The organism is Tianxiuia mixotrophica (assembly GCF_050596425.1).
Classification (GTDB): Bacteria; Bacillota; Clostridia; order Peptostreptococcales; family Acidaminobacteraceae.
The window spans coordinates 4,842,699-4,856,230 of sequence record NZ_CP192292.1 but is presented as its reverse complement, the minus strand read 5'-3'; the positions used below and the strand labels follow the sequence as shown (position 1 = coordinate 4,856,230).

The window sequence follows — 13,532 nt, the reverse complement described above, 5'->3', positions numbered from 1 at the left end:
TTTTTATAAAAAAGTGATTTATAAGACTTCAAATTGATGCACTGCAGGAGCATATATGGATTATAAATTGTATCTTATGTGTTTTGTAGTGGACTGGACTTGATGTTTTGTAATCACCTAAGAAAGGATATGCAAGATGGAATTTATGGGCAAAGTACCGCCACATAGTATTGAGGCAGAACAATCTGTTCTTGGCGCAATGATATTAGATAAAGATGCCATCACAGAAGTTACAGATGTTATAAAACAGAATGACTTCTACAGAGAAGCTCATAAGGAGATTTTTGGCGCAATCATTGAACTTTATAATAAGAACGAACCAGTGGATCTTGTCACGGTGTCCGACCAGCTCATTCTTCAGGGGAAACTGGAAGAGGCTGGCGGAATAGAGTATCTTGCTGACCTGACAAGTGCTGGTGTCGTAACGACAAATGCGAGACACTACGCCAAAATCATTGATGAAAAGTCGACCCTGCGCAGGCTTATTAAAGCATCTTCGGAGATCATTGAATATGGATATGAAACCCAGGATGCAGCCCAAGTCCTTGACCGTGCAGAGAAGTCCATTTTTGACATATCTCAAAATCAAAACAGGGAAGGGATGACAGCCATTCGTGATGTCCTGGTAAACACCTATGATGAGATTGAGAGAATGTATGAACATGAGGGGGGCATTACAGGGATTACCACGGGATTTCTCGATCTTGATGCCAAAACAAGTGGTTTCCAGCGCTCTGATATGATTCTGGTTGCGGCCCGTCCCTCGATGGGGAAGACGGCCTTTTCCCTGAACCTTTGCCACAATGCGGCCCTAAAAGGCAATGGCTGTGTGGCTATATTCAGTCTCGAGATGTCAAAAGAACAATTGGTTCAGCGTTTACTTAGTTCAGAAGCCCATATTCCCCTGGGAAAAATACGTAACGGGGACTTGGAAGAACAAGACTGGATTGATATCACAAAGGGTATGAGTACGTTATCAAATGCTAAAATATTTATTGATGATACCCCTGCGGTAACGGTTATGGAAGTCCGTGCAAAATGCAGACGACTTAAAATGGAACATGGTCTGGATATGGTTATGATTGACTACCTTCAACTTATGTCGGGTAATGCAGAGTCAAGACAGCAGGAAATTTCTAATATTTCCCGTGGGCTCAAGGGTCTGGCTAGGGAGCTTAACTGCCCTGTGGTTGCCTTATCTCAGCTGTCTCGTGCGCCTGAACTTCGTGCAGACCACAGACCGATACTTTCTGACCTTCGTGAATCCGGTGCCATCGAGCAGGATGCCGATGTGGTTATGTTCCTATATCGTGATGAGTACTACTTCCCCGATTCTGAAAAGAAGGGTATTGGTGAAATAATAATCGCAAAACAAAGAAATGGTGAAACCGGCACAGTGGAACTGACTTGGCTGGGGCAGTTTACAAAGTTTGTTAATCTTGAGCGGGAGTTTGTCGAGTAGGTGACAGTATGGAGCAGACGAATGTTCGTCTACGACCTTTTAAATTAGGTGACACAGAAGCACTGACCAGATGGGGGACCCATGATGACCCCAGGTTTTATCAATATAATTTCCCCTACTGCAGAAGCTCTGACCTTGAGCGTTGGTATGCGGCTAAGAAGGTTTTTTTCAAAAGGTGGATCTATGCCATTGAAGTCAACTACCGAGTTGTTGGCTATATCACATTGAAGAACATCAGCTGGATGCAAAAAAAAGGTGAAATGGGTATTGCCATTGACCCCAACTATTTGGGAAGGGGCATCGGAACCCGTGCCATATGTCTATATCTGCATAGGGTCTTTCGTAATTTTATTATTGATGAAATCCATTTAAAGACAGCGGAATTCAACACAAGAGCCATCACCTGCTATGAAAATATTGGGTTTGAGCATATAGAAAAAAAGCGGGAACCATTTGAAGAACAGAGTTTTCGGAAGGATATACTCCGAGAATACCCGGATTTTGACCATGATAAAAAGAATCTTTACGTTAATTATTGCTATATGAAAATCAGCAAATCAGCATTTATTGGTCGCTATATTAAAAAAACCGAATGATGGTCGGTATTAATATTAATCATTCGGTTTAATTATACAATGTTCGCCTCATTACACGAACATTGTATTTTTATTATGCAAAAAATAATCGGAAAAGTGATTGACGATGCCATTCGGTTCTGCTAGTATGTATGTGTAAGTTCGTGAAGAGAAGTGAGGTGCGAATATGTCAACCGTAGTAATAGTAGGCTCTCAGTGGGGAGACGAAGGCAAAGGCAAGGTTATTGATTATCTGGCAAGTGAAGCAGATGTCGTTGTTCGTGGTCAAGGTGGTAACAATGCAGGTCACACTGTCGTTGTTGGCGATGAGAAATATGCACTACACCTTATTCCATCGGGCGTGTTATACGAAAACACAACAAATGTTATTGGAAATGGCGTTGTTGTTGATCCGGAAAGTTTAATAAAGGAACTGGATGGTCTTGAAGGTCGTGGCGTCAACACAGATCACATTCGTATTAGTGATCGTGCACACCTTGTATTTCCATACCATAAGGAAATTGACCGTCTTGCAGAAGAAGCGCGTGGCGATGCTAAAATCGGTACAACAAAAAAAGGTATCGGCCCATGTTATATGGACAAAGTTGAGCGTTCAGGTCTTCGCGTATGTGACCTATTAGACGAGTCATTTGAAACGAAACTCCGTGCGCAAGTGGCACATAAAAATAAAATTATCGAAAATGTGTATGGCGGTGAAGCTTTAAACGCTGATAAAATCGTTGAAGATTACAAGCGCTATGCAGATAGACTTCGTCCTTACATTTCTGACACAGTCAGAATAGTATATGACGCTGTAAAAGACAATAAAAAAGTTCTTCTTGAAGGTGCTCAGGGCACACTTCTTGATATTGATTTTGGTACTTACCCATATGTAACGAGCTCCCACCCAATTTCAGGTGGTTTTGCAATCGGTTCTGGCGTGGGACCAAATAAGATCGAAGAAGTTCTTGGTATCACAAAGGCATACACAACACGTGTTGGCATGGGACCATTTGTCACAGAACTTGATGATGAAATTGGTGAAAGAATCCGTGTACAAGGTCACGAGTTCGGTACGACAACAGGTCGTGCAAGACGTTGTGGATGGTTAGATACTGTTATTGTAAATTATGCGGCTCGCGTAAATGGAATGACAGCTATGTCACTTATGCTTCTTGATGTCCTGACAGGATTTGATGAAGTGAAAATTTGTACGGCCTATAAATGCGGTGATGAAATCATCGAAGACTATCCAGCGAGTCTTTCCCTTCTTGAGAAGTGTGAACCTGTTTATGAAACACTTCCAGGTTGGACTGAAGACATCACTGGAGCAGAATCATTTGATGACTTACCGGAAAACTGTCAGAATTACGTAAACCGTATTGAAGCTCTGACAGGGGTACCTGTTAAAATCATTTCTGTGGGTCCGAAACGATCGCAGACAATTATCCGAGACAGAGTCTACAGAGACTAATAGCCCTAGATATAAAACAAACTTCCTATCATAATTAAATGGTAGGAAGTTTTTTGTATTCATATATTCTTTGAGTCTACATAATATGTTATACTTATGTAGAATACGAGAACTCTGACTTTGAAGAAAATGACATATAATTTGATGGCAGCTATTAAAAGGTTAATGGACAGATTATAAAACAGGGGCTAAATATGAAAAACAAAGACTATAAAGATCAGTTTCTAGACAAACTGGCTTGGTTTGTTGCGGCCTTGGCAAGCCCTTTTTATGGGGGTTACCAGAGCTTAAAGCGTTCAAAACGTAATAAGTCATATTATCAAGGCGCAAGATCAAACCGCTATGATTTCAAATATAAAATTAATAGATTTATTGAAGATAACCAGCGCCCTGTTTATGCAGGCGTTGCACTTGCTGTTCTGGCTGTCGTAGCATTTACGGTGACATCCTTTATTCCAAATGGGACACCTTCTGGTGTTAACACGTCTTCAGCACAAGCTTTACAAGCACCAGAGGCTTCGGAAAAAGTGAGTGTAGAGGCATTAAAGGCATCCAGTGCGGTTGCAGAACTAAATGGACAGCTTGATGGTGAAAGCCAGGAGCTTGCACAGGAAATGTCTGAAGAAGATATTTTGTATGAAAAGCTTATGACAGGCATGGAAATGACAGCGGGCATTTCTGTTAGGGGCTATGAAATCAGAGCCAATGATATACCGGTGGCTTATTTTGGAACCCGTGAAGAAGCTGAATATGTACTTGATTCTCTAAAAAACAGATACAAAAATGAAGAGGAAGTTGAGTACATCCGAACATATTTCCAAGAGAATGTAGAAATAACCAAAGCCTATAAACCAGTCGGCAAGTGGACTGAGTTTAAAGACCCTGATACGGTACTTGAATACATAGTTCGAGGCACAAATGAACAAAAGCGTCATATTGTTGAAAAGGGTGAAAACTTCTGGGTCATTGCTAAGGGCTATGGCATCCCGGTTAACGATCTTGTAAAGGCCAATCCTGAAGTTGTGCCTGAAAGACTCCAAATTGGACAACAAATAAGCCTGGTTGTTCCTAGACCGCTTATTAGTGTATATACAGTGGAATCAGCTGAGTATAACGATGATATTCAGTATGACATAGAATATGAAGACACTGCGTCTATGTTCCAAGGGGAATATAGGACAAAAGTCAAAGGTGACTTGGGTGAACGTTTTGTAGAAGCCGAAGTTTACCGTGTGAATGGTCTTGAAGTTGGCCGTATTGTTACAAAAGAAGAAATTCTTGAAGAGCCAACGACAAAGGTTGTTTATAGAGGTACGAAAGATCCGCCACCAAGAAAAGGAACAGGCGTGTTTGCAAAGCCAACAAGCCGTGGTTACATCACATCTGGATTCGGATGGAGATGGGGGCGAAAGCATACAGGTATTGATGTTGGTATTCCAACAGGAACACCAGTAACAGCAGCAGACGGCGGCGTGGTAATATTTTCTGGCACAAAGGGTGGCTATGGTAAGTGTGTTATCATTGACCATGGTGCGAATATGAAGACGTTGTATGCACATAACTCAAAGCTGTATGTAAGAAAGGGAGACAAGGTCTTCAAAGGGCAGACCATTGCTGCCTCAGGCAATACAGGACGAAGTACAGGTCCTCACCTTCACTTTGAAATTCAGAAAAATGGGGTGCCTGTGAATCCGACTGGCTACATTTCTTACTAATGATGAAGAGAGTTAATACCGCTATGTGCAAGCATGGCGGTATTTTTTGTTAGATCAAGTTATCCAGATACGTCAAAGAACATGATGCATCTGGTTTTAGGGGTTATATTCATTTCAAGGGTCTTCAAAACCACAAAGTCATGTCACTGTCATGCGGTCATCGTTTTGATGCATAAAGATTTTTAGAGTGGGCTGATGATGTGTTGTTTTGTAAGGCACTTATTTAAGAGAGAATATAATAGGCGTATAACATAATCGAGGTGAAACTATGGATAAGAAAATTCTAGTTGTAGATGATGAAAAGCCGATTTCAGACATAATTAAGTTTAACTTAGTAAAAGAAGGATTCACAGTTGTGGTTGCTTATGATGGTGAAGAGGCTGTGAAACTTCATGATCAAGTGCTTCCAGATTTAATGCTCCTGGACGTCATGCTTCCTAAAATGGATGGTTTTCAGGTGTGTCGGAAAATTCGAGAAAAGCATTCAACGCCGATCATTATGCTAACGGCAAAAGAAGAGGAAGTGGACAAGGTCCTGGGGCTTGAACTTGGCGCAGATGACTATATCACAAAGCCTTTTGGCATGCGTGAACTCATAGCCAGGGTTAAGGCCAACTTAAGAAGAATAGATATGGATGGCACAGCTGAAACCAGCGAAGTCAGTGTCATTGAATCAGGCAACTTAAGCATTGACTTAGACCGTTATGAAGTCAGCAAAGATGATGAAATTATTGAGCTGACGCTAAGAGAATTTGAACTGCTTAAGTACTTGGCAACCCAAGAAAATCAGATCTTTTCAAGAGAGCAACTCCTTAAAGATGTTTGGGGATATGAGTATTTTGGCGATATCCGTACAGTGGATGTTACTGTTCGAAGATTGAGAGAAAAAGTCGAAGATGATTCAAGCAGTCCAAAATATATTTTAACGAAGCGTGGTGTAGGATACTATTTCAGGAGGACATAAAACCCTATGTTTAAGAGCATAAGATGGAAGTTTATTATTATCTATTTCATGCTCGTGTTTATCGCAATGATTATCGCAGGCGTTTTTATTATCCAGTCTATTCAGGAATATCATTTTAGCAATGTTACAAAGGAGTTAAGCGAAATTTCTGAACTGGTTTTACCAAAACTGGAAAGATACGACGATCTGGCTTCAAGCCAAGATAAAATTGAAGAAATTATAGTTGGTGTACAGGGTGTTGGTATCAATAAGGAAATTTATGTTATTGATAGAAGCAATAGCAGTATTATTGCCACAACAACGGAGAACGTCGGCATTTCAGCTGATGAAGTTCTAGAGCTGGACCTGCTTCTTTCAGGGCTCAACGGACGGAGTTCAGAGTCCATTGAAAGCATTCAAAGTGGCAGTGTCATTTTTAGAACAAAGGACATGATTTTCCCCGTGATTCATACGGGCAAGGTCACAGGTGCCCTGTATCTTCGATCTGATCTTAGGGAGATTTTTGATACTCTCAACAAGTCAATTATTATTATTATTCAGTCGATTGTTCTATCATCTGGTTTTACAATTCTTCTGGGTTTCTTTATTGCGAGAACGATCACAGACCCCATTAATGACGTTACCATGCGTGTTGCAAAACTTGCCCAGGGTGACTTTAATCAGGTCGTACAAGTAAGATCAGATGATGAAATTGGTCAGTTGGCTGATACCTTCAATTATCTAACTGGACGGCTCAATACAAGTATGCGGGAGATATCCAGAGAAAAGAGCAAGCTTGAAACGATTATAAATCATATGGATGATGGTCTCATAGCAGCGGATAGAAATGGCGAAATCATTCACATCAATCCCAAGGCGAGAGGGATCCTCAAGATCGATGAACACGAGAGAGATTTTAATGAAATAGCACTGCGCATTGACAGGAGTCTGGTTCTTGATAACCTTATGTTTAATAATCCAGACTGGACAGGTTCTTTAACTGAGCAGATTGAAAACAGCTATATAAAAATTAGTTTTGCCCCATATACTAATGATGAGGGAGATAAAAACGGTTTCGTATTCCTTATACAGGATATAACAGAAGCCCAACGTCTTGAAGACATGCGACGGGAGTTTGTGGCAAATGTTTCTCATGAACTTAAAACCCCACTAACCAGTATTAAAAGTTATACAGAGACAATTCTAGATGGCATGATCGATGATAAAGAAATGACACAGCAGTTCCTTTCCGTTGTCAATTCAGAAGCCGATCGAATGACAAGACTTGTGCGAGATCTGCTTCAACTCTCAAATTTCGATGCACGAAAAGTGGACTTGGAGTTTGAGTACCATGATTATGTCACACTGCTTAAAAAAGCCATAATGAAGGTAGAAGTGACAGCAAAGTCTAAGAATCAGCAAATTAAGTTTATTGCTGATGTAGATGAGGTTGTTGGCTATTTTGACTATGACCGGATTGAACAGGTTATGCTCAATATACTTTCAAACGCCATAAAGTACACACCTGAAAATGGACGAATCAAAGCCTTTATAACCCAGTTAGATGACCATGTGCAAATTCGGGTCGACGACACGGGCATAGGTATAAGTAAAAAACACTTGGCAAGAATTTTTGACAGATTCTACCGCGTGGACAAGGCAAGATCCAGAAATATGGGTGGCACTGGACTTGGCTTATCTATTGCAAAAGAAATAGTTGAACTCCACCAAGGGGAAATAGAAATTGATTCAAAAGTTGGATCAGGCACGTCTATTTTAGTAAGGATTCCTATGAAAATGGACATGGATCAGACATAGAAATAAATTTTGAATGTCGAATAAGGTCGAATTGTGTAATCTTGACTTAAAAGTGGTGTAATATTGCTGTAATATTCCTTGTGTATAATGATAATGAAAATAGAACTAAATTTATTGTAAATTGTCTGTAGAATTTTTAAGTTGAGTGGTTCGCAAAGTATGACATGGTGTTATGCTTTTGCAAGCGATCAAAGTTAGGTTGGATATGTATGTATAAAAAGGGACTTACCTTCATTTTGGCAACAATGTTTGTGCTGATGTTGTCAACAGCGTCATTCGCTAGCATACAATTGAATCCAGTAAACGCAGGTGACATCACGATTATTGAACCCCAAATTGGGACAGAACGTCAGGTTTTCATTAAAGATTCCATGGCGATTTCCATCCGATCTGAGGGCGATTATCCTGTCTATGTCAGCCTGTACAAAGTCATGCCTTCAGCGCACAATGCATATTTAGATGATGCATGTACATCTGAAATGGTTGTTATGGCAGATGAAATCCCTTTTCGAGTGATTAGCGGTGGCAGTATTGTCGCACGGGATTCTGCTAAAGAATCATTCGAGGGTGGCACGGACGCAGAAAAACCTAATGAAGATCCAGAGAATACATCTTCTGATTCAGGCAGTATTATTAATGGGTCAGAGGCCCTTTTACAAAAAGATAAATTATCATCAGGCGAAAGACAAGATGTTATTAAAGCCTATAAAAAAGCACGCAGTGCATTCGAAGACAAACTTGAAGACTTAGAAGAGTCTTATGAAGCTTATATGAATGTTTTTGAGGATGGTCATGAAGAAGGCCATGAATACTCAGAATCTGAGCTGGAAATCATAGAGGCCTATCTGATAGATGTGGAAGAAACCAAGGCTCTTTGCGACAACTACACTCTAGCAAAAAAAGCATATGGAGCAATCTTCGAAGTGCCACTATTTGGTCCAGAAGACCTGACAGATACAGGCATATTGCCTTACTATCAAAAAACTGTAGAAAAAATTTCACCGGGACTCTACAAGTTTGAGTTTACGGAGAGTCAAAGCAAAGACATTATAGATGTTATTGAGTTTGAGATCATCAAAAATGAAGAGCTTACGGAAGAGGATATTAAAGATGCTATGCCTTCTAACGTGGGTGAACTTATTCTTCCTGCAAAGGGAAGCGATGATGATTCAACGGATTCAAAAGCAGAATCAAGTTCTGAAAATGATGAGACATTAAAAACCGACGAATCGGATTCAGATAATTCTTCGTCAGATGAAGACAGCCAAACTGGTGCGAAAAAGTCTGGCGAGTAATAATGGGAGGCAGATAAATGAACAGAGAAATGCTTAAGTCAACGACTTTAGTATCCTTATTTATTCTCTGTATCGTCTTAACTGGACAACTTATGTTAAGTCTCTCAACCGACCGACAGGACAACTCTATTCAAGCGTTGGCTGTTGAAAAAACATTTGATATCAAAGAAATCTTCAGCCCCCAAAGCTTTATTATTAGTTTTGGGGGCGGTGTTTATACTCAAAACTATGCAGAGGAAAACGCCAGTTTATGGAGAAATGTTCAGGCAGAACTCGCAACATATTTTCAGAGTCCTCAAAGTCTGTCAAGTTTTGAATCAATTGATGAGAAGCGGTGGGTTGAAATGGTAAAAAGTCGCGCGGTACGATTTAAAATGCCTTTTGACATGACACTTGGAGACATGCAGACGATGCTGGGACTCGATAACACCTTGTCGAGCAGGACTGAAACCATCAATTCAATTTTAGTTTCAACCCATGATCTGTCCAGTGTATACTTTGGAAATGAAAGCACTTCAGAGTATTATAAAATGACAGGGATGGGTCTGTCAGATCATATTGAAAAATCCATTTCATCAGTGGAGAAAAAAGAGAACATTATAGAATATAGACGTATGGAAGACTTGTTTGCCCTTCAGGCCTCCTTAGAGGACCAAAAGCAGAACAATAATATTTTTCCAATAACGAGCATGCTTGTGGATTTTGCCAATGTCATTCCAGAGATTAACGTCAAGTCATCAGATGACAGCACGCTTCGATCATATGCAAATAAAGCCTTCGGCAAGCAATTTAACTTTGTCAAAAAAATGAAGGATGTGGACGATTCCATCATTTATCTATATGGTTATGCCAATAAGGCTCTACGTCTTGGCAGTGATGGGTCTATTCAGTTTACCGAGCGTATTCAACCTGGGTCAAAACTTGATTCTATAAGCCTTGAAGAAGCTCTCCAACTTGCTATGAACTATATTGATCAGTATGGTGGGGCGCCATCGAGTCTTTATTTGGCCAATTACACAATGCGTCAAGACAATGATGACAATCTTGTGTATATTCTTGAGTTTGATTATAGAATACGGGACTTGCCTGTTTTAACAGACAGCATAGATAATGGGCACAGTATTCGAGTGGAAATTGTAGGCAACCAAGTGACCAACTTTGTACGCGCTATTCATAGATACAAGGATTCCTTCATGCTTGACTATTATCGGCGTGCCCTGACAATTAATGAAATTCTTGACCGCAACGGAAATCGAATCCAGGGAGATTATGAAGCCAAGTTAAATCAAGATATTCAGTTGTCAGAAGATGAAATATGGACCCGTATTTTAGGCGATATTTCCAACGTGGAACTGGCCTATTACGTGGTTGATTCCAATACAAAATATCTGTATCCTGTCTGGAAGGTCGATGTTGGAAAAACAAGCTATGTGTTTAGGTTGTACGATGGCAGACTGTTGAAGTCGCATGATAATTAGGAGAAGTCAATGGATTGGACACGTACAAAAACAATATTAATTATTGCCCTTATACTGACCAATGGCGTTCTCATATTCTCTTTGTATGGTGACCGAATTGGCGCTGATAACTTAGACGAGCAAAAGTATAAACGTCTAGAAGAAGTGATTAGCCTTCTTGAGTCAGAAGAGGTCTATATTACAAGTGATATTCCTACCCGTGATTTATACTTGCCTGATGTTCAACTCACATATGAAATGTATGAAAACGAGGAATTGATTAAAATTCTGCTCAACAAGGGGTATTCAAAGGTGGATGGTCGTTACCTGTCTAAAGATGCTGAAGTTCAAATACTTGGGGCACAGGAACTGGTTTACAGAACCTTGAACATACCAGGGGGATTTGTAAAAACAGACCCTAAACTGGCAAAGGAAATAGCCGATGGATTCCTTCAAGAGAAAGGTCTCATTGGTGACTCAGTGGAATATTGGGGCACCAAGTCCCTTGACAGTGGCATGGTCCTAGTACAGTATAGACAGACCCTTGATGGTCACTTTGTCGAAGATGCGTCCATGGATTTTAAAATTGCCGGAGACCAGCTTGCTGAGTTTAGAAGAAAATGGTTTGGGTCATTTAAAACCTTGGAAAGCATAAAGAATATTGAGTCGCCTGTTAAAGCGCTTTTCAGACTGCTTCCAGAGATTGATTCAAGTGAAGACGTGCAAAGGCCGGTTAAAATAGTTTCCATGGATCTTGGTTATAGGCTCGTATCCAATATACTGACTATAAATTTCCAAGAGGGAGAACCAAGCCCATACTGGAGATTTAAGACGGAAAGCGGCGAAGTCATTTATATTGAAGCCCAAACAGACTAATGAATTTAAACGAAAACCCGGACCTGTTCTCTTGATTATTCAAGCAAACATTTCCGGGTATTTTAATATGGAAAGAATATTAAAGCGGAAGAAGAAAGAGAATAAAAAAGAGAATAAATAGAATAAGAAAAACAGATGATTATCAGAATCTTTGGGGAGGGTGTATGCGTCAAATAATTTGGGCCGTGATAAAAAGCATAATTACACTGGTATTCATAATTGTTTTCATGGCAGCGGTGCCCTTTACGCGTTTGCCAGTCAGCATGCTTATTATGCAGATTAATAATATCTATCAAGGAGCAGGGGATTTAACTGAAACACAGGGCATCGAGATTGACATGCCAAGTGGACGACTCAGCGATGATCAGGTCTGGTATCCTTTTTTAATGTCATATAATGCTGGTGATGGGTTTTCAAAGGCCAGTGGCGAGAATATTGACCTAACAATTCTATACAACTTTGCTTCTTATGACGCACTGCGTGGTGGGTCTAGGTTTTTTGAAAAGGGAAGCCCCTATAACGGAGCCTTTTACGGCGCCTACCTCATAAAAGAAGAGTCTGATCCATTTACTTATATGTTTAATGAAGAGGGGGCTGTTATTAAAGGCTCAGCCCTTGAAATTGCAAAGTATGACTATTTAAATCTTGTTATAAGAGGCCTAGGGGCTCCACACCAAGCGCTTGTTTTTGATCAAGATGCTGACCTTATGATAAGCCGTAACTTTGGCGGTTATGAGTGGACAGAAATAAGTGCTAAAGGAAAATGTACAAGCCCTTCGCATGAATTTCAATCTTTCCAGCTGGGATATTTACAGTTTGGCCTGCCATACGGAAAGAACCCAGCTGATTTTGAAGAAATTTCAATGCATTCCCGGGTGTGGGTGACCAAGATTAAAGAAAAAAACACAACCCTGGTTTTATACGCTATGACACCAGACCCCTCTTATTTAGAGGCCATGAGTCAAAAAATCATTTATGAAACCAATGTTGTCTTAAACTGATTACATTGCCACATTTGGTCTGAGGCTATATAATAGTAAGGTAAACTTCAGACGTTGAAAAGAGGTTAAACATGTCCATGAATTTTTGCTCGCTGGCTAGTGGAAGCAGTGGGAATTGCCAATATGTATCAAGCGAAACAACGCATCTTCTTGTAGATGCGGGCTTGAGTGGAAAATATATAAGAAACGCACTTGAAAACATCGATGTGGACCCAGAAGTTATTCACGGGATTTTAATTAGCCATGAACATTCGGACCACGTTAAGGGTGTGGGTGTATTAATGAGACGTTATGGTGTAAAACTATACGTTAACGAGCTCACTTGGAAGGCTATGAAGCATCGTGTCGGAGAAGTGGACGATAACAACATTGTATTTTTTAAGACCAATGAAAAATTTATGATTGGTGATATAGAGGTGAAGCCATTTTCTATTTCACATGATGCTGCGGATCCGGTTGGCTTTTCATTTTGCATTGAAACAGCCAAGGTTTGTGTTGCAACAGACTTAGGCATTGCCAGTGATGATATTTTAAGTGAAATTGGGGACTGTGACCTTCTCATGATAGAAGCCAACCACGATGAAGAAATGCTTAAGATGGGCAAGTATCCCTATTATTTAAAGCGAAGAATTCTTGGTGAAGACGGACATATATCCAATGAATACGCAGGGGGACTTGTTGTAGAAGCTGCCCGTCGAGGTCGTGTCAACCAGGTGCTTTTGGGTCACTTGAGTAAGGAAAATAATTTTCCCGAACTGGCTTATGAGACGGTTCGTCAGGTGGTTGAAGACAATAATATCGAAGTCGGTATAGACTTAAATATTGATATGACCTACAGGGATAGGGTCAGTCGTCTATATAAGATAAAAAGAATTTTGGACTAATTTTAAAAGTGTATAAACACCCCATGTGGGTG

11 protein-coding genes are annotated in these 13,532 nt (G+C 40.3%); all 11 read left to right on the top strand.

Annotated features, from left to right (window positions below; all coding sequences use genetic code 11):
- Positions 1-136: 136 nt before the first annotated feature.
- The 11 genes from dnaB (at position 137) to ACQ4KW_RS21310 (ending at position 13,500) form a co-directional block, all read left to right on the top strand.
- Positions 137-1,462 carry a replicative DNA helicase gene (gene dnaB, locus ACQ4KW_RS21360; RefSeq protein ID WP_430884463.1) on the top strand — a complete coding sequence of 442 codons (1,326 nt, stop codon included), beginning with the start codon at positions 137-139 and terminating at the stop codon, positions 1,460-1,462.
- Positions 1,463-1,470: 8 nt separating this feature from the next.
- Positions 1,471-2,058 carry a GNAT family N-acetyltransferase gene (locus ACQ4KW_RS21355; protein WP_430884462.1) on the top strand — a complete coding sequence of 196 codons (588 nt, stop codon included), beginning with the start codon at positions 1,471-1,473 and terminating at the stop codon, positions 2,056-2,058.
- A 166-nt stretch (positions 2,059-2,224) separates the two neighbouring features.
- Complete coding sequence (locus tag ACQ4KW_RS21350; protein ID WP_430884461.1) at positions 2,225-3,511, top strand: adenylosuccinate synthase; 1,287 nt, start codon at positions 2,225-2,227, stop codon at positions 3,509-3,511.
- 194 nt (positions 3,512-3,705) lie between these two features.
- Positions 3,706-5,226 (top strand): peptidoglycan DD-metalloendopeptidase family protein, encoded by a 1,521-nt coding sequence (locus tag ACQ4KW_RS21345; RefSeq protein WP_430884460.1) that lies wholly within the window; start codon positions 3,706-3,708, stop codon positions 5,224-5,226.
- 268 nt (positions 5,227-5,494) lie between these two features.
- Positions 5,495-6,190 carry a response regulator YycF gene (yycF, locus tag ACQ4KW_RS21340; RefSeq protein WP_430884459.1) on the top strand — a complete coding sequence of 232 codons (696 nt, stop codon included), beginning with the start codon at positions 5,495-5,497 and terminating at the stop codon, positions 6,188-6,190.
- 6 nt (positions 6,191-6,196) lie between these two features.
- A complete protein-coding gene (locus tag ACQ4KW_RS21335) occupies positions 6,197-7,987 on the top strand; it encodes an ATP-binding protein (protein ID WP_430884458.1) in 1,791 nt (596 codons plus the stop codon).
- A gap of 209 nt (positions 7,988-8,196) precedes the next feature.
- The gene (locus ACQ4KW_RS21330; RefSeq protein ID WP_430884457.1) at positions 8,197-9,282 is read left to right on the top strand and encodes a hypothetical protein; all 1,086 of its coding nucleotides are present in this window, start codon (positions 8,197-8,199) and stop codon (positions 9,280-9,282) included.
- 17 nt (positions 9,283-9,299) lie between these two features.
- Positions 9,300-10,760, top strand: coding sequence for a hypothetical protein (locus tag ACQ4KW_RS21325; protein ID WP_430884456.1), 1,461 nt, complete (start codon positions 9,300-9,302; stop codon positions 10,758-10,760).
- A 9-nt stretch (positions 10,761-10,769) separates the two neighbouring features.
- The gene (locus ACQ4KW_RS21320) at positions 10,770-11,615 is read left to right on the top strand and encodes a hypothetical protein (RefSeq protein ID WP_430884455.1); all 846 of its coding nucleotides are present in this window, start codon (positions 10,770-10,772) and stop codon (positions 11,613-11,615) included.
- Between the two features lie 164 nt (positions 11,616-11,779).
- A complete protein-coding gene (locus ACQ4KW_RS21315) occupies positions 11,780-12,616 on the top strand; it encodes a hypothetical protein (protein WP_430884454.1) in 837 nt (278 codons plus the stop codon).
- A gap of 71 nt (positions 12,617-12,687) precedes the next feature.
- Complete coding sequence (locus ACQ4KW_RS21310; RefSeq protein ID WP_430884453.1) at positions 12,688-13,500, top strand: MBL fold metallo-hydrolase; 813 nt, start codon at positions 12,688-12,690, stop codon at positions 13,498-13,500.
- Positions 13,501-13,532: the final 32 nt, after the last annotated feature.